At 33.8% G+C, this 18,205-nt stretch carries 16 protein-coding genes; 7 read left to right on the forward strand and 9 right to left on the reverse strand.

The window, feature by feature from the left end; all coding sequences use genetic code 11:
* The first annotated feature begins 72 nt into the window (after positions 1 to 72).
* From FLACHUCJ7_RS07930 to FLACHUCJ7_RS07940, 3 genes are all read left to right on the forward strand, one after another.
* Positions 73 to 837 (forward strand): type 1 glutamine amidotransferase domain-containing protein, encoded by a 765-nt coding sequence (locus tag FLACHUCJ7_RS07930; RefSeq protein ID WP_180908530.1) that lies wholly within the window; start codon positions 73 to 75, stop codon positions 835 to 837.
* Between the two features lie 4 nt (positions 838 to 841).
* Entirely contained in the window at positions 842 to 1,999 is a 1,158-nt protein-coding gene (locus FLACHUCJ7_RS07935; RefSeq protein WP_180908531.1) for an iron-containing alcohol dehydrogenase, read from the forward strand.
* Between the two features lie 420 nt (positions 2,000 to 2,419).
* On the forward strand, positions 2,420 to 3,415 hold the full coding sequence (locus FLACHUCJ7_RS07940; protein ID WP_078229093.1) for an NAD(P)H-dependent glycerol-3-phosphate dehydrogenase: 996 nt from the start codon (positions 2,420 to 2,422) through the stop codon (positions 3,413 to 3,415).
* Between the two features lie 69 nt (positions 3,416 to 3,484).
* On the opposite strand, the gene FLACHUCJ7_RS07945 is transcribed toward FLACHUCJ7_RS07940, so the two are convergent.
* The 8 genes from FLACHUCJ7_RS07945 to FLACHUCJ7_RS07980 all read right to left on the reverse strand — a co-directional run bounded on the left by FLACHUCJ7_RS07945 (position 3,485) and on the right by FLACHUCJ7_RS07980 (position 12,900).
* Positions 3,485 to 4,231, reverse strand: a complete 747-nt coding sequence (locus FLACHUCJ7_RS07945) for a tetratricopeptide repeat protein (protein ID WP_180908532.1) — start codon at positions 4,229 to 4,231, stop codon at positions 3,485 to 3,487.
* A gap of 84 nt (positions 4,232 to 4,315) precedes the next feature.
* Positions 4,316 to 6,070, reverse strand: coding sequence for a BatD family protein (locus tag FLACHUCJ7_RS07950; protein WP_180908533.1), 1,755 nt, complete (start codon positions 6,068 to 6,070; stop codon positions 4,316 to 4,318).
* A 124-nt stretch (positions 6,071 to 6,194) separates the two neighbouring features.
* On the reverse strand, positions 6,195 to 6,959 hold the full coding sequence (locus FLACHUCJ7_RS07955) for a tetratricopeptide repeat protein (protein WP_180908534.1): 765 nt from the start codon (positions 6,957 to 6,959) through the stop codon (positions 6,195 to 6,197).
* A 41-nt stretch (positions 6,960 to 7,000) separates the two neighbouring features.
* Complete coding sequence (locus FLACHUCJ7_RS07960; RefSeq protein WP_078229097.1) at positions 7,001 to 8,035, reverse strand: VWA domain-containing protein; 1,035 nt, start codon at positions 8,033 to 8,035, stop codon at positions 7,001 to 7,003.
* 150 nt (positions 8,036 to 8,185) lie between these two features.
* Positions 8,186 to 9,187 (reverse strand): vWA domain-containing protein, encoded by a 1,002-nt coding sequence (locus FLACHUCJ7_RS07965; RefSeq protein ID WP_180908535.1) that lies wholly within the window; start codon positions 9,185 to 9,187, stop codon positions 8,186 to 8,188.
* Complete coding sequence (locus tag FLACHUCJ7_RS07970) at positions 9,187 to 10,821, reverse strand: hypothetical protein (RefSeq protein WP_078229099.1); 1,635 nt, start codon at positions 10,819 to 10,821, stop codon at positions 9,187 to 9,189. Before FLACHUCJ7_RS07970 ends, FLACHUCJ7_RS07965 begins: the two co-directional genes overlap by 1 nt.
* A 130-nt stretch (positions 10,822 to 10,951) precedes the next feature.
* A complete protein-coding gene (locus FLACHUCJ7_RS07975) occupies positions 10,952 to 11,815 on the reverse strand; it encodes a DUF58 domain-containing protein (RefSeq protein WP_078229100.1) in 864 nt (287 codons plus the stop codon).
* An 80-nt stretch (positions 11,816 to 11,895) separates the two neighbouring features.
* Entirely contained in the window at positions 11,896 to 12,900 is a 1,005-nt protein-coding gene (locus FLACHUCJ7_RS07980; protein WP_017497457.1) for an AAA family ATPase, read from the reverse strand.
* A 224-nt stretch (positions 12,901 to 13,124) separates the two neighbouring features.
* Between FLACHUCJ7_RS07980 and FLACHUCJ7_RS07985 the strand changes: the two genes are divergently transcribed.
* The 3 genes from FLACHUCJ7_RS07985 (at position 13,125) to FLACHUCJ7_RS07995 (ending at position 16,147) form a co-directional block, all read left to right on the forward strand.
* Positions 13,125 to 13,997, forward strand: a complete 873-nt coding sequence (locus FLACHUCJ7_RS07985; RefSeq protein WP_180908536.1) for an aldo/keto reductase — start codon at positions 13,125 to 13,127, stop codon at positions 13,995 to 13,997.
* Positions 13,998 to 14,125: 128 nt separating this feature from the next.
* Positions 14,126 to 14,878 (forward strand): SDR family NAD(P)-dependent oxidoreductase, encoded by a 753-nt coding sequence (locus FLACHUCJ7_RS07990; RefSeq protein WP_180908537.1) that lies wholly within the window; start codon positions 14,126 to 14,128, stop codon positions 14,876 to 14,878.
* Positions 14,879 to 15,007: 129 nt separating this feature from the next.
* Complete coding sequence (locus FLACHUCJ7_RS07995) at positions 15,008 to 16,147, forward strand: ATP-binding protein (RefSeq protein ID WP_180908538.1); 1,140 nt, start codon at positions 15,008 to 15,010, stop codon at positions 16,145 to 16,147.
* Positions 16,148 to 16,198: 51 nt separating this feature from the next.
* On the opposite strand, the gene FLACHUCJ7_RS08000 is transcribed toward FLACHUCJ7_RS07995, so the two are convergent.
* Positions 16,199 to 16,942: a DUF3298 and DUF4163 domain-containing protein gene (locus FLACHUCJ7_RS08000; RefSeq protein ID WP_031455113.1), complete on the reverse strand. Its 744-nt coding sequence runs from the start codon at positions 16,940 to 16,942 to the stop codon at positions 16,199 to 16,201.
* A 105-nt stretch (positions 16,943 to 17,047) separates the two neighbouring features.
* Here FLACHUCJ7_RS08000 and FLACHUCJ7_RS08005 point away from each other — a divergent pair, with 105 nt between their 5' ends.
* Positions 17,048 to 18,190, forward strand: coding sequence for a cystathionine gamma-synthase (locus FLACHUCJ7_RS08005; protein ID WP_078229105.1), 1,143 nt, complete (start codon positions 17,048 to 17,050; stop codon positions 18,188 to 18,190).
* Positions 18,191 to 18,205: the final 15 nt, after the last annotated feature.

Consider the following 18,205-nt stretch of genomic DNA (forward strand, 5'->3'; position numbering starts at 1 on the left):
TTTATAACAAAAATAGTTTATTTTATTTTTACAAATATCACATAAGCCGTAAATTTGTTTAAAATTAATCAAATGAACAAAATAGCATTATTTGCGATAATCGCTTTCACAGCAGGTAGCATTTCGACTACTGCTCAAAAATTAAATAAAAAACAGATGAAAAAAGTATTATTTGTGCTTACGAGCCATGACAAATTAGGAGATACAGGTGAAAAAACAGGATTTTGGACAGAAGAATTTGCTGCTCCCTATTATACGCTGATAGATCAGGGATATATTGTAGAGATTGCAAGTCCTTTAGGTGGTCAGCCGCCAATTGATCCAAAAAGTAATGATCCGAGTGCTGCTACAGAAGACACTAAACGTTTTGATGCAGATTTAGCTTTACAGGAAAAGTTAAAACATACGCATAAAATTACAGATGTGAATCAGAAAGATTTTGATGCAGTTTTTTATCCGGGTGGTCACGGACCAATGTGGGATTTGGCTGTAGATCAAAATTCTATTGCTTTGATTGAATCTTTTTACAATCATAAAAAACCAGTAAGTTTTGTTTGTCATGCACCGGCAGCATTAAAAAATGTAAAGATTGATGGTTCTTATCTGGTTAAAGGCAAAAAAGTTACCGGATTTTCAAATACCGAAGAAGAAGGTGTTGGATTGACAAAAGTGGTTCCGTTTTTATTGGAAGATGCTTTGAAAGCCAATGGTGGTGAATATTCAAAAGGAGCTGATTGGGCACCTTATGCCGTAGAAGACGGTTTGTTGATTACAGGTCAAAATCCGGCTTCATCAAAACTGGTAGCTGAAAAATTAATGGCACAATTAAAAAAATAAGCAGATGTTAAACTTTGAATTATACAATCCGACGAATTTAATTTTCGGAAAAGGACAAATTGAGAAACTTTCGACTTTGGTTCCAAAAGATGCTAAAATACTATTGGCATATGGTGGTGGAAGTATTTTTAAAAACGGAATTCACGAACAGGTAATTAATAACTTAAAAGGGTTTGATATTGTCGAATTTGGAGGCATTGAGCCCAATCCACATTTTGAAACTTTGATGAAAGCGGTAGAAGTGATAAAAGCCGAAAAAATCGATTTTATTCTCGCAGTAGGAGGAGGATCAGTTATTGATGGAGTAAAATTTATTTCGGCAGCGGTTCATTTTGATGGGAATCCGATTGATATTTTGCAAAAGCGTTTGTTGATTAAAGAAAATGCAGTGCCTTTTGGAACTGTTTTGACATTGCCGGCAACAGGAAGTGAAATGAATTCAGGTTCTGTGGTTACGATTAAAGCAACCCAGGAAAAACTGGCTTTTGGCGGAAGTGCTATGTTTCCGAAGTTTTCTATTTGTGACCCAACTGTAATTGAATCTTTGCCAAAAAGACAAATTCAGAATGGGGTTGTAGACGCCTATACACATGTAATGGAACAATATCTAACGTATCCGCATGAAGGTTTTTTACAGGACCGGATTGCAGAAGGAATTCTGCAGACTTTAATTGAAATTGGTCCGGGAGTTGTTGAAAATCCAACCGATTATGCTTTGGCTTCGAATTTTATGTGGAGCTGTACGATGGCATTAAACGGATTAATCCAAAAAGGGGTTCCCTCAGATTGGGCAACACACATGATTGGTCACGAATTAACCGCTTTATACGGAATTGATCATGCGAGAACTTTGGCGATTATTGGCCCAAGTTTATACAATGTAATGTTTGAAACTAAGAAAGGAAAATTAGCGCAGTACGGAAGAAGAATTTTTAACTTAAAAGGTTCAGATGATGAAGTTGCAAAAGAAGCTATCAATAAAACCGTAGAGTTTTTCCACACTATGGCAATGGATACTAAACTTTCTCAATACACAAATGACTATGACAAAACAGCTGATTTTATTGTAAATCGTTTTGACGAAAGAGGCTGGAAAGGTTTAGGAGAAAAACAACTGGTAACTTTGGATAAAGTAAAATCTATTGTTGAAATGAGTTACTAAAAAATAAAATTTCAAGTTTTTTTAAATTTCAAATTCCAACAGTAACCTAAATTATTGGAATTTGGAATTTTTGTTTGAAGTTGAAATATCTATTTAATATCAAGAAATAGAAATTGTTATTTGGAGCTTAAATTTTGGAATTTGAATTAAAAAAAAGGCGTTCTTAAATTTTTTAGGAACGCCTTTTAAAATACTAAAACAAAACTAACTAACTCAATTTTTACTAAATTCATTTAAAAATCTAATTTATAATGTGTTACAACGTAATGATTTAGTTTTTATTGTGATAGAAGAAAAATAGTTGCTTTTTTTAAAGAAACTTGAAACCATCGTGTTTAAAGGCTTTTTTATGAAATTCTTAAACTACATTTTGTGATATTACTGCATTATTAAGTACTTTTGCTTTAAATTAATAAAATAATGAGCCAAAATTTAAAATTTGCAGTAATTGGTGGTGGGAGCTGGGCAACAGCTATTGCAAAAATGTTGTGTGTGAACCTGGATGAAATTTCGTGGTATATGCGAAATGATGCAGCGATAGAACATATTCAGAAATATAAGCATAATCCAAATTATTTAAGTTCAGTTGAATTTGACACAACAAAACTTAAATTAACTAATAATATAAACGAAGCAGTTGAATATGCAGATTACTTAATTTTTGCTATTCCTTCGGCCTTTCTTAACGCAGAATTAGAACCGTTAACGGTTTCTTTAGAAAATAAAATTATCTTTTCGGCGATTAAAGGAATTGTTCCTGAAACAAGTTTAATAGTGGGTGAACATTTCCACATTCAATACGATATTCCATACTATAATATTGGCGTAATTACAGGTCCTTGCCATGCTGAAGAAGTAGCTTTGGAGAGGCTTTCTTATTTAACGATTGCCTGTGGTGATCCCGATAAAGCCTGTACTGTTGCCAAAAAATTATCGAGTAATTATATAAAAGCTAAAATTTCTGACGATATTATTGGAACCGAATATGCAGCAATGCTGAAAAATATTTATGCTATAGCTGCCGGAATTGCTCATGGTTTGGGGTATGGAGATAATTTTCAGTCGGTAATGATGAGCAACGGAATCCGCGAAATGCGAAAATTCATCAAGAAAGTACATAAAATGAAACGTGATATCAATGATTCAGCTTATTTAGGCGATTTATTGGTAACAGGATATTCGGTATTTTCAAGAAACAGAATGTTCGGAAATATGATTGGAAAAGGCTATACCGTAAAAAGTGCCATGATGGAAATGAGTATGGTTGCCGAAGGTTATTACGCGACGAAAAGTGCTTATAAACTAAATCAGGGTTATGGAGCCAAAACGCCTATTATTGATGCGGTTTATGCAGTATTATATGAAGGGAAAAATGCCAAAACTGTTTTCAAAAAACTAACAGAATCTTTAGATTAAATAACTTAATCACATAAAAAAAGTCCGTTTCTAAATTCAGAAACGGACTTTTTTTATGCTATAATTTTATTATTTAACTTCCCTGATAGCAGAGGCATCGATCCAGCCTTCTGTACCATCTGTCAATTCGATTTTTTTCCAGTTTTCTAAAGCCTCTTTTACATAAACTTTTGCGCCTTCATGTAATAAGAAAATGCTTGATCCTGCTTTTTGAGGTTCGCTTCGCACTTCTGTCATTTCGGCAAAAACGATTGCAGGACGATCATTATTATAGTGGTCTTTTTCAGTTATTCCTGCTGAAACGCTCAATAACAAAGCAAACAATAAAATAAACATTCCTATAAAATATATTCTTTTTGAAAGCGTAAGCTGTGAAAAATAATAGCCAATAAAGCTCAGTAAAAAAGCAAATGCAATGCCCACCGAAATCCAGGCCCAATTATTATAATTAAAAATACCTGTAAAATTCTGAATGAGTTTTGCGAAACCAACCTTTGGAACTTCTTTAATCTCATCAATGGTTAGTTTTTTGGCAAATTTCAGATTGTTTAAAGTTTCGGGATCATGTGGTTTCAAAACAAGAGCCTTTTCATAATTATAAATCGAAGGCGCGACTTTATTAAGTTTATAATAACAATTTCCTAAGTTAAAATACAATTCAGCCGAATGTTGCTTGTCTTCTTTAATTATACTTTCATAAGTTTGGGCTGCTTGCTGGTATTGTCCTTTTTGATATAAGGCATTACCTTTTTCAAAGCTGTTCTGAGCAAAGAAAACCTGAGAGATTAATAAAAAGAGATATAGTATGTTTTTCATTTTTCTATTTGTAATATTTTCAACTTTGCGAACTTTAATTCAGCGAAAGCTAAATCAATTCTTAGCGAACGTTGCGGTTAAAAACTAAACAATTTGTTTTTCTAATTCTGAAATAATTAAAACAGCTTTGTCATAATCCTGCTGAATTGATGCGCCTGATGCCGGAGCATATCGTGCAAACTCGCAGTTTTCAGTTAAATTAATAAAGCTTTGAACCGTTTCCGGATTCGAATTTCTGGATAATAACAATTCACGTATATTGTCTTTGCTCATTTCTGAAGTTTCAATATGCAATTTAGCTTTCAGGAAATTATGCATTGCTTTTTCCAGGGCAATGTAAAATGGCTCTTTATTGTTAAGTTGTTTTTTGGCTTCAGATAAATATTTCTTCGCAAGCTTATTATTCATCTTAATTCTATTACCGGTGACATCACTGTCAATGGCTTCTTTTTTCTTTCTGGCGATTACAATAATTGGCAAAATAACAAAAGGCAGCAATAACAAGGTATAATATAAATCAGACCCGTAAAAATCATCTTTGGCTATAGCAACTAAAATCGTTTTTGGTTTAATATATTTAAATTGCTCCGATTTTGAAATCACATTTTTCGATTTATTTGATGCAACGGCTTCAGCCTGCATCGGGCCATCCAATACATCAATCATAATTTCCGGTGAAGTTATGGTTTTGTAGCTGCCTGAATTCAAATCGAAATACGAGAATTCCATTGGTTTTATAGCATATTTCCCTTTATATTGAGGGATAATCGTATACTTGTCCGAAATTGTACCGGACATTCCTGCAAGTGATGTATTCACTTTTTCATCATGTACAGGATCATACATTTCTAATGCATTTGGAACAACAGGCTTAGGTAAAGTAAACAATTTCATGTTTCCTGTACCGGTAGCACTTACAACCAAATCAAGGCTCTCCCCATTTTTTAAAGAAGTTTTTGATGGGGTTACTTTAAAATCAAGTTTACCAACAGCTCCTGTAAATCCAATTGGCTTATTTACTTCTGGTAGTGCTCTTACGTTGATCGTTTTGGCACCTGCAGAAACGGTTTTATTTCCATCATCAGTAACGATTCGTCCAAACATATCACGACCCCTTGGTACCTGAATACCGATGTCTAAAGAAAGAGGTTCAATAGTAAGATTTCCTGATTTTTGAGGGTATAGGATCGTTTTTTTAAGAACAACAAAATAACAGCGTTCCCCTTTATACAATCCTTCTTCAACTAGTAGTTGCTTGATATCGATGTTCTGATTCCAAAAGTCTTTGTATTTAGGTTTAGCCAGTTCTTTAAAGCCTGTTACACCAATACCATTAAAATATAATTTATAAACAACAGTTATGGGCTGATTTATATAAGGATTTGTTTTTGAAATTTCTGCTACCAAGTTTAAAACTTCATTTCCGTTTACGCCTCCTTGCTGTTGTTGCTGCACGTTTGGATCTCTTTCCTGAGCAACCGCATTGGTAACCGTTATTTTGATAGGAGATGTTTTATAAACCTGACCATTATATTCAATTGCAGCCTGTTTGATTATAAATGTACCTTTTTGATTTGGCAATAAATAATAAGAATAAACTTTCTGAAAAGAGCTTCTCCCATTTACCCAGGACTGACTTATTTGTTGACTTGGCCCTCCAACAATTCTGAAACCGTCAAATGAAGGCTGTTCAAAATTATCGCCATCGACATTCATGATAAAGTCAATTCGAAGTCTTTCGTTAACTCCAAGCGTATTTTTGCTTACTCTGGCCTCAAATTGAACCTGAGCCATAAGCCCCTGAAAAGTGAATAGTAATAGAATTAAATATCTTTTCATTACTTGTTTAATCGTTTTTTAAATCTTTTTAAATTAAAAAATTACATCGTTTATTATTTGTGAAGCTAAGGGAGTCAAAGCCATTCCTTTTTCAAAAAACCTGATATTTATTTAAAAATAAAATCTACCAGTCTTTTTCATTTTTTTTAGGACTTCCTTTTACTTTTTGGGCATTTACTTTGTCCTGAATTTTCTTTTCTTCATTATTTACCGCATCTAGTAAATTCTGGACACGATCTTTAGAAATTCCTCCGGGCATAGGTTTTGGCTCTCCGTTATTGTTAGATTTCTCATCTTTTTTCGGATCGTTTTTTCCATCTTTTTTATTCTTGTCTTTATCGCCTTTGTCGTCTTTCTTTTGATCGTCCTTTCCGTCTTTCTTGTCTCCGTCCTTTTTTTGGTCGTCTTTTTTATCGTTTTTCTTGTCCTTATCCTTGTTGTCTTTTTTATCGTTTTTAGGAGGATTCTCTTTTAATTTTTGTTTTGCATATGCATAATTGTACCTTGTTTCATCATCGGTAGGGTCATTACGAAGTGCATTTTTATAGGCTTCAACTGCTTGAGAATAATCTTTCTCTTTCATAAACACGTTTCCTAAATTATGGAAAGCCTTGTGTTTTTCCGGTCTGGTTTTGGCATTTTTAATAGCTTTTGCATAAGCAAATTTTGCCTCTGACGCCTGATTTTGTTTGTATATAGTATTTCCTAAATTATAAGAAGCTATAGCCTTTTTAGGAAATTTTGATTGTGAAATTCTATAATTTGCCTCAGCATCAACAAATTTATTCTGTTTATATTCTTCATTGGCGTCTGGCAATGTTTTGTCTTTTTCCTGGGCGGAAACTGCCAAAGAAAAGGTTAGTAAAATATAAAGAAGTAAATTTTTCATTCTGTTTTTTATTTTTTTGTTTCCGTATTTATCCGAAACAATTATTTCTTTTCGTTAAATAAATTCAACTCGTTTATCCAGTTTGTTTTTCTTTCCAGTAGAAAGATGTCAAGGAATAATAGTAAGAAGGCAAAACCTAAAAACCATTGAAATTGCGATTGAAAGTCTGCCATTTGTGTAGCTTCAAATTCTGTTTTCTGAATATTATTCAATGCATTTTTTACGTATTCGAGGACTTCTTTAGTACTTCCTCCGTAAACATATCCGCCTTTGGTAGCTTTTGCAATCGCTTTTAAACCTTCCTGATTTAGTTTTGTAATAACAACTTCTCCGTTTTGATCTCTTTGAAAGCTTTTTACAACTCCATTTTCTTTTAATGGAATAGTTCCCCCTTTTTCTGTTCCTACACCAATTGTAATAATTTTCATTCCTAATTTGTTGGCTTCTTCCGCTGCTGCTGAAGCTCCTTCAGAATGATCTTCTCCGTCAGAAATCAAAATTAATAACTTGCTGGTTTTACTTTTTTCATCAAAATATTTTGAAGATAAAAGAATCGCTTCGTCTAATGAAGTTCCTTGAGATGATACCATATCAGGATTCATGCTTTGCAGGAACATTTTGGCTACACTATAATCTGTTGTAATGGGTAAAACCGGGAATGCACTTCCGGCGTAGGCCACAATTCCAATTCTGTCACTTCCTAAGTTATTGATGATTTGCGAAACCAACTGCTTGCTTTTTTCTAAACGGCTTGGTGCCACATCCTCGGCAAGCATGCTTTTTGAAACGTCAACTGCAAAAACAATATCAATTCCTTCACGTTTTACAGTTTCCATTTTGGTTCCAATTTTTGGATTAACCAAACCAATAATCAAACAGACCAATGCCAAAAGAAACAATACTAATTTTAAAGCAGGTTTAAAAACAGAACGTTCGGGGCTTAGTTTTTTTACCATTTCCAAGTCACCAAATTCACGCTGTTTTTTTCTTTTCCAATACATATTGAAAAGAAAAACACATACCACAATCGGGATAAGAAACAATAGATATAAATATTTTTTTTCGTCTAATTCCATAAATATTTTAAAATTCCAATCTCAATAATTGTTGAGATAAATTCCAAATTCCAAATTTTGCTTTCGTACTAAATTAATTCCCAAATTTTAAATTCATAATTCCAAGTTGGGAGTTGGAATTTAAAAATTGAAATTTTTTGATTTGAAAAATCAAATAAAGCTTCTGTAAACTGTATTTCTTAAACCAACCTCCAACAATAATAAAATCCCGGCGAGTAATACAAAAAACCTGTATTTTTCATCATAATCGTAGAATTTTAATTCCTGTATTTCAGTAGTTTCTAATTTATTGATTGCATTGTATATCTCCGCCAATTTATCATTACTGGTCGCTCTAAAATAAGTACCGTCTGTTTTTCTGGCGATGCTTTTCAGTAATTGTTCGTCAATTTCTACTTTTTGCATTTTGAATAAAAAACCGCCATTTGGAGCATATGCGTAAGGAAATTCAGCCATTCCGTTAGTTCCTATTCCAATGGTATATACTTTTATTCCGTATTGTTTTGCAATATCAGAAGCTGTTTCAGGCTCGATGAATCCTGCATTATTTACACCATCGGTAAGCAGAATAATTACCCTGCTTTTTGCTTTACTGTCCTTAAGTCGGTTTACGGCAGTTGCAAGACCCATTCCAATTCCGGTACCGTCTTGTAATACATTATCGTATTTGATTTCTTTTATAGCTTCCAAAATAATGGCCTTATCACTCGTTACAGGCGTTTTAGTGTAGGCTTCAGAGGCATACAATACTAATCCGATTCTGTCATTTGGTCTTTCGTTAACGAAATCAGCCGCAACCCTTTTTAGAGCTTCCATACGGTTGGGCTTTAAATCTTTGGCGAGCATACTTCCCGAAACGTCCATCGCCATTACAATGTCGATTCCTTTTGTTGTTTTAGTCTCATTACTGATGTCAACTGTTCTAGGCCTTGCCAAAGCAATAATCAAAGAACACAAAGCGATAATCCTGAAAATATATAAACAAGGTTTTAATTTTGTCAATAGAGATTCGCTATTTTTGAAACCCTGAGTTGAACTCATTTTTAAGGTAGCCGATTGCTGATTGCGTTTCCAGAAAAACCATCCTATTGCAATTGGGATTAGTAAAAAAAGCCAAAAAAAATCCGGATTTAAAAAAGTTATTTTTTCCATTAGTTGCTTGCTCTTTTAAGTTCTACCGAATTTAAAATTCTTTCCGAAATATCATTAGCATAGGTGTCTCCTTCTTCATGGAATATAGCTATTTGCTGTAATCCGCCCTCTTGTTTAAACATCAGGACTTCATAGTAAATTTTAGTGCTCGATTTCAAAGTGTCGTTAATAAGAGTAAAAGTTCCATAACCTTTTATACCAGTAATTCCTTCTTTGGTTTCAAAATCTTCCTGTTTCACAATCATATTTCTGGCTCCCTGAGTTTCGATAATTTTTAAATTACCTTCAAGTGCTTTTGATAAATCAATTTCTGTCTGGGCTTTAAATTTTGCTGTAGAAACCGTAATGTAGAAGTTATCCGTTAAACTTCCATAACCAAAAAGCTGCATTTCTTTAATAAGAGCCATCGCTTCTTTTGGGAGTACTTTTTGAGTATCCAGTCGTTTTAAAACTTTTGGAGTTTCAACTAAAATGCCCGGATTACCGTATTCGCTTTTTACCCATTCTCCTTCCAGTAATTCCTTAGTTGGATGGCCAATTAAGTTGTCTTTTACAAACTTGAATCCTTTTGTAACCACAAAATAAGTAGTAGTAGCAGTTATTAAAAATACTACTGTACCCACTGCAATTGCAATACGTTTGTTTTTTTGTTTCTTTAACTGAAGCTTAATTTGTTTCTGTTTTTGTGCTTCATTTAATAACTGATCTGCTTCCTCAACAGGAACTTCGGTTGGGATGGCATTATCTAGCGTTAAAATTGCTTTCTGAATTTTATTTCTGTCTTCTGTAATTTCAAACTCTAATGGTTTTGATTTTGCAAATTTCACTAAATCCGCCTGTCTTAAAACTCGTTCCAGATTTTCGACAGTTTCAGTAGTCAGGCTCATTTTCTTTTTGGCAGAAGCCGTTTTAAGTCCCTGAATCAATTCAGAAGTTGTGCTTTCCATAGCTGGAATCTGAATTGCTTCTTCAATATAATTTCGCGCAATATCAGTCAGTTCGCTATAATATTCTTTTACTTCACCTTTTTGCCAAAGTTCTTTTTTCTCTAATACGTTTAACAGGCTGGTTGCTTTTTCGATTGGTGTTTTATAGACTTCCTCTTCAATTTTTTTCTTTTGGTGTTTTTTCATGTACCAATAAACAAAAACACCAATTGCGATAATTAGAATTACAATCAAAAGATAAATCCACCAGTCTCCAATGCCATTTTCAACAGTTGAAATATCTTTAATGTCATACATTTTTTGCTGCAAAGTATCCACTTTCACACTGGCTACTTCAACAGTAACAGGATCGCTCAAATGTGGCTTTTTGTCAATCAGAATTTTAACCGGAGGAATAATATATCTTCCGGAATCAAATTGCGTTAAACCATATTTTTTAATAAGTTCATAAGTACCGTCTTTTTTAACGGTGTCAATCGGGTACGATTGAATAACTTCTAACGGACCAATGTTTTTTAGAGCAGGAAATACAACTTTAGATTTTGAACTCACCACCGTTTTAAGCATTAACTTAAACTCGGCACCAATTTTATTTTTTGTGTTATCAATACTGGTTTCTACTTGTTTTTGTTGTGCAAAAACAGCTGAAGTAAGTAAAAATAGAAATATGTAAAATTTTAATTTCATTTGATTTTTTGATTTCAGATTTTAGTCTAAAATGAATGCTTAAAACAGATTCAGCTTAAGCGATTTTATTTATAATTATTCTTCAAATTAATCTAATATTCTAACAATCTAAGATGTCTGATAATCTAAATTATCTCGATTTAAAATACCCCAATAATTTAGTTACGTAATTTTCGTCGACTCTTGTGTTTACGACACCGGCACCCGATTTACTAAAAATTTCCTTGAAATAATTAACTCTTTCCTGATAATGTTTTTCGTAATTCATTCGGACTTTTTTAGAGCCTGTGTCTACGAGCTGAATTTTTCCGGTTTCGGCATCGAGCATCGTTACCATTCCTAAATTTGGGATTTTTTCTTCACGGATATCGTAGACACGAACGCCTGTAATATCATGTTTTTTAGAAGCAATTTTTAAAGTATGCTCATAATTTTCAGACATGAAATCTGAAATCATAAAAACAATTGCTTTCTTTTTTTGAGTCCCTGATAAAAATTTTAAAGCTTCGGCAATGTCGGTTTTCTGGCTTTTTGGTTCAAATTCGATTAACTCACGAATGATTCTCAAAACATGCGAACGACCTTTTTTGGGCGGAATATACAATTCGACATTATCCGAAAACAATATTAAACCAATCTTGTCGTTATTTTGTGTAGCCGAAAAAGCCATCGTTGCAGCAATTTCGGTTACGATGTCTTTTTTAAACTGACTTTTTGAGCCAAAACCTTCAGAACCCGAAATATCGACCATTAAAACCATGGTGAGTTCGCGTTCTTCTTCAAAAACTTTTACGTGGGCTTCATTATAGCGTGCGGTTACATTCCAGTCGATGTTACGAATATCATCGCCATACTGGTACTGTCGTACCTCGCTAAAAGTCATCCCGCGCCCTTTAAATGAAGAATGGTATTCTCCCGAAAAGATATGATTGCTCAGTCTTTTGGTTTTGATTTCTATTTTCCGTACTTTTTTTAAAAGCTCTTTTGTATCCATTTTTTATTTGGTTTATGGTTATTGGTTGTTGGTTGATGGGGTATGTGCCATCAACCAAAAAACTATCAACCATCAACTTTTTAAGGTACTTCAATCTCGTTTACGATTTTGTTGATAATGTCTACAGAAGTAATGTTTTCAGCTTCAGCTTCATATGTTATTCCAACTCTGTGACGCAATACATCATGTACAACAGCACGAACATCTTCCGGGATTACATATCCACGGCGTTTGATGAATGCATAACATTTTGCCGCATTGGCTAAATTGATACTTCCACGTGGTGATGCTCCAAAACTGATAAGAGGTTTTAAGTCGGCTAGTTTGTACTTCTCCGGATAACGGGTAGCAAAGATGATATCTAAGATATATTTTTCGATTTTTTCGTCCATGTAAACTTCGCGAACCGCTTCCTGTGCGCGCAGAATTTGTTCTACAGAAACTACAGGGTTTACTTTTTCGTAAGATCCTTTTAGGTTTTGGCGAATTACAAAACGTTCTTCGTCAATTTTTGGATAATCAATTACGGTTTTGAGCATGAAACGGTCAACCTGCGCTTCAGGAAGCTGGTATGTTCCTTCCTGTTCAACAGGATTTTGAGTTGCCAATACTAAAAACGGACGATCAAGTTTGAAAGTTGTATCGCCAATTGTAACTTGTTTTTCCTGCATTGCCTCAAGTAAAGCTGACTGCACTTTTGCAGGAGCACGATTTATCTCATCAGCAAGTACAAAGTTGGCAAAAATTGGTCCTTTTTTAATAGAGAATTCGTTTGCTTTGATGTTGTAAATCATCGTTCCGATAACATCGGCAGGTAATAAATCCGGCGTAAACTGGATACGGCTGAAAGAACCTTGTACTGCCTGAGACAATGTATTTATCGCTAAAGTTTTGGCCAGACCCGGAACACCTTCGAGTAAAATATGCCCTTGTCCCAAAAGACCAATTAATAAACGTTCGACCATGTGTTTCTGGCCCACAATAACTTTGTTCATTTCCATTGTAAGAAGGTCTATAAAAGCACTTTCTCTCTCAATTTTTTCATTTATCGCTCTAATGTCTAAAGTCGTTGTATTTTCTTCCATATAAATATTTTTAAAAACCTTTTAAAACTCCTGATTTTTATACCTGATTTTTGAGAGTGCAAATTGAATATTTTTTGAGAAGTAGGATGTTAAAAAATGGTTAAAACTTCGACCAAGGACCTAATTTTAAGGACGAATTGTGAATCTATTTTTATATTTTTAAGAACTTTGATGATTATGCTATAAATAAGCATCATTATTACTAAAAATAATACAGCAAAACAATGAGCAAAACTTTATTATCGCCTGTAATTTCGGGTATTAGGAATTGGGGCGTTTGGGACAAAAATCTTACTTCAAAAGAAATGGAAAGTATGATACAGCTCTGTATCGAAAACAAAATTACAACATTTGACCACTCTGATATTTACGGAGATTACACCACCGAGGCAGAATTTGGAAAGGCTTTTAAAGACAGTAAAATTTCCCGCGAAAAATTGCAATTAATTACCAAATGCGGTATCCAGATGGTGACTGAAGACCGTCACAATAAAATAAGACATTATGAACATTCGAAAGAATACATTATCTGGTCTGCAGAAGAATCACTGAAGAAATTAAAAACAGATTATATTGATGTTTTTTTACTGCAAAGACCAAGTCCGTTAATGCAGGCTGAAGAAATTGCCGAAGCGGTTGAAAAATTAAAATCAGAAGGAAAGATTATTGATTTTGGAGTTGGAAATTTCAGCAATTCGCAAGTTGAATTAATTCGTCAGAAAACAGAAGTTAGTTATCATTCAGTTCAATTCTCGGCTACAAATTTTGAACCGATGACAGATGGGACTTTTGATTATGCACAAATTCATGGAATCAGTCCATTGGCATGGAATCCTCTTGGAACCGTTTTTAGGGAGGATACCAAACAAACACGCCGTTTGAAAAAATTACTTTCGACATTAGTAGAAAAATATCATTTAGGCTCTGATACACTTTTACTGGCATGGATTTTAAAACACCCGGCTAAAGTAATTCCGGTTGCAGGAACTGTAAATGTTGCCAGAATTCAATCCTTGATGAAGGCAGTTGAACTTGAAATGGATAAAGAAGATTGGTTTGCAATCTGGACAGAAAGCAGGGGAGAAGAGTTGCTTTAAAACAAATAGTTTACAAGCATAAAAAATTTTAAAATTCGCTTTAAGCGAAAAAACATTTGCCACAGATTAAAATTGGATTTTTCAATCTAGTAAGGTTTTTTAATTTGTGGCAAAATATAAGAGTCAAAATGAAAAAAACAGTTCTAATTACCGGAGCGACCAGTGGGATTGGTAAAGCAACCGCTAAAATATTTGCGCGCAATCATTATAAAATTATCGTTTGCGGAAGACGAAAAGATCGTCTGACTGAACTTGAAGAAGAACTTTCAGAATATACAGAAGTACATTCTTTGTCTTTTGATGTCAGGGATAAAAATGCTGTTTTTGAAAGCATAAATTCATTGCCGGAATATTTTTCTGCAATTGACGTTTTAATTAATAATGCAGGAAATGCACATGGATTAGATCCAATTCAGAATGGTGATATTGACGATTGGGATGCTATGATTGATATTAATGTGAAAGGGCTTTTGTATGTTTCGAAAGCTATTATTCCGCAAATGGTTGAAAGAGAATCAGGACACATCATCAACATCGGTTCAACAGCTGGAAAAGAGGTTTACGCCAACGGAAATGTATATTGTGGATCAAAACATGCGGTAGATGCTATTACGCAGGGAATGCGAATCGATTTGAACCCATACAAAATTAAAGTAAGCGGAATTCATCCTGGTTTGGTTGAAACAGAATTTAGCGAAGTGCGATTTAAAGGCGATACAGAAAGAGCTTCAAATGTATACAAAGGTTTCGATCCTTTAAAAGCAGAAGACATTGCTGATATTATTCATTTTGTGGTTTCACGACCGTACCATGTTAATATTGCCGATTTAATTGTCATGTCTACTGCGCAGGCATCATCGACGATTGTTAAAAAGGATTAATTAGATTTTAGAATGATTTAGACTTCTTAGATTTAGCTGTTTAAATAATCTGAAAGTTTTAAGTACAAGATATTAAAAGTCCAATCTAAAAAATCTAAAATTCTAAGTCAGTCTAACATCTAAAAAATAATGATCAATAAACGCCTTTTAATAAAAAATCTGCTTGCTCACAATGATGAGAGCAGTTTTTATGATAAAAAAAGACAGCTGAATTTGCATTCACGTGAAGGAAAAGGAAAGTTCCTGAAACATATTTGTGCATTGTCAAATTCAAACCCAACCAATAATTCGTATATCGTTGTTGGTGTTGAAGATCATGATAACGAAATCGTGGGTGATGATTTTTTTGATGACAGCCGGATTCAGAATCTTGTTAATGCGTTTTTAGAAAACCCGCCTAAAATTCAGTACGAAAATGTGCCTTTTCCAAATCTTCCAAAAGACAAGGTAATAGGATTGGTTACCATTAAGCCTAAAAGCCAGATTTCGTTTTTCAAAAAGGGAATCCATACCATTGCGGCGAATAGTATTTTTGTCAGGCGCGGAAGTAATTCGGTCCCTGTAGAAGGCGAAGTCGAAAAAAATTATCAGAATACCGAAACTGTTATCGGAATCGAAAACAGTTCCCGAAACAGTATTCAGTATACACTTGACGGCGTATTCGATTTTATGAATTTCAGGCATAAAGACATGATGCCAAAATATCGTGTTTTTAAAGAATTGTTTGTGATTTGCTGGGCTGGAGTACCTAAAAAGTCAAGAGATAAAACCTTTCTTTCACGTGTTGATATTGAATTGATAAATGAACAGATCAAGCTTTTTTATTCGGCTCAGGACGTTGTTACGATTGTTTTTGATGATGATACTTTTACCATAACCGAATATGTTCCTCTTGGATTAAATGATAAAACAAGCTATTATCCGTTAGAAAAACAGACTATACATTTTTTTGATAACGGTTATTATAAAATTGACCGTCAAATGTTGTTTCAGCCTCCTGAATTCAATAAGAGAATGCTGTTTCATATTTATAATTCGAATATCGCATTGCTTCAAAAACTGCAGAAAGGTTTTGCTTTATCTGAACGTGAATTAAAAGATTTAGAAAACCTGCCCTCTACTTTTATGATTTGTTATTTGAATGGTTTTGATGAAGCCAAACAAAAACTGATCGATGCTAAATTACTTTTAAAGCCTTTTGGACAGATATATTTATCTTTTAAGGAAGCATTACGGGTTTTACGTAAAATGAAATATGATATTCAATGATTTTCTGTAGAGATACACAGCAGTGTATCTAAATTAATTTATATTTAAGAATTATAGAAGTTTCAAATATTTACTCACCTGTTCATACGGAAACAAGACCTCTTTTGGACCATCTGCATAAGAAGCCGCTTCGTAAGAGTTGTAATATAAAAGCAGGCCTTCATTCGTATAAAATATATTTTGTGGTAATTGAAATTTATCATTTTCAAACATTAATCCTGTTGCATTAATATTTGATTTCGATGGGATTTTATATTTGTTTCGAAACTCTTTTTCGGCAAAATCCTTAAACTCTTTTTCGTTTTTAAATAATTCATCGCAAAAAATAGTTTTTCCTGTATTTGGGTTAAAAAGTAATGAACGGTATCCCTGATAGCCATGAGCTCCGCCAGTAAATGTATAATGATCCAATTTGATGTTTAATATCTGATCAGATTGATATTCAACATCTCCTTTAACTTTGGCTTCCCAGCCGAATGTTTCTGTTGGAAATTTTTTATGCATTTCTTCATAAGAAGCAATAAAAGAATCAGCCAGACTATTGTAATCTTTTGCGTTTGATGGTTTTTCTCCAAAATAGAGGATTTCTTTTAAAACACTTAGTATTTTTTTATTAATGCTGTCTGCTACAACAGGAGCATTTCTTGCTACTGGTACATTTATTGTAATTTTAGGACAATCTTTTTTGCAGGGTATCTTTGATTCTTTTTCAATAATCTCGTTTTCAATAGTTAATGTTTTAGTGCAGCCATTAACTAATATAAGCACTATAACAAGAAGAGAGTAGTGTTTCATCTTAAAAAGTGTTAATTATATACAAAGGTAAGAGGTTGAGTCAGGATTAAAATAAATTAAACGGTAAATTTGTGAAAGAATTAAGTTTTAAAAATTTGTAACTATATGAAATTCAATACTAAAGTAATACATGGAGGTCAGCATCATGACCCGAGTACAGGAGCCGTTATGCCTCCCGTATATCAAACTTCAACTTATATTCAGACAAGTCCCGGACAGCCTTTGGGTGATTATGAGTATAGCCGTGCTTCAAATCCTACCCGTACTGCGCTGGAAAATGCATTGGCTAGTATCGAAAATGGTACTCGTGGACTGGCTTTTTCATCAGGTTTGGCAGCGACCGATTGTATTTTAAGATCTTTTAAAGCAGGTGATGAAGTTATTGCTATGGATGATTTGTATGGAGGTACCTATAGAATGTTTTCAAGGATTTATAAAGATTCGGGTATTAAATTCCATTTTGTTGATATGACGGATGTTACAAAATTAAAGTCTTTGATTAATGAAAACACTAAATTGATCTGGGTTGAAACACCTACGAATCCTTTAATGAAACTTGCCGATATTGAGGAAATTGCCAAAATCACAAAAGAAAACAAAATCTGGCTGGCTGTAGACAATACGTTTGCAACACCTTATTTACAAAAACCACTTGATTTAGGTGCTGATATCGTGATGCACTCAGCAACTAAGTATTTAGGAGGTCACTCAGATGTTATTGCCGGAGCTTTAATTGTAAAAGATGAGGCTTTAGGCGAACAATTGCATTTTCAGCAGTTTGCAACCGGGGCAACATTGGGGCCAATGGACAGTTTTTTGGTTTTAAGAGGAATAAAAACACTATCGTTAAGAGTTCAGAGACATTGTGAAAATGGAGAGAAAGTTGTGGCTTTTTTAAATAATCATCCAAAAATTAAAACGGTTTATTATCCAGGTTTGATAAGTCATCCGTTTCATGAAATCGCTAAAAAACAAATGAAGGCTTTTGGCGGAATGGTGTCTTTTACATTTGTTTCAGGTAAAAAAGAAGATTCAATCGCTTTTTTAGAGAAATTGAAAGTTTTTACATTAGCGGAATCTTTAGGAGGTGTTGAATCATTAGCTAATCATCCGGCTTTAATGACCCATGCTTCAATTCCGGCGGATAAAAGGGCTGAAGTTGGAATTACAGATGACCTCGTTCGTCTGAGTGTAGGGATCGAAGATGCCGAAGATTTAATAGCCGATTTAGAACAGGCTTTATCGTAAAAAAAACAAAGCCCC

It is taken from the genome of Flavobacterium salmonis (assembly GCF_903819435.1).
Lineage (GTDB): Bacteria > Bacteroidota > Bacteroidia > Flavobacteriales > Flavobacteriaceae > Flavobacterium > Flavobacterium chungangense.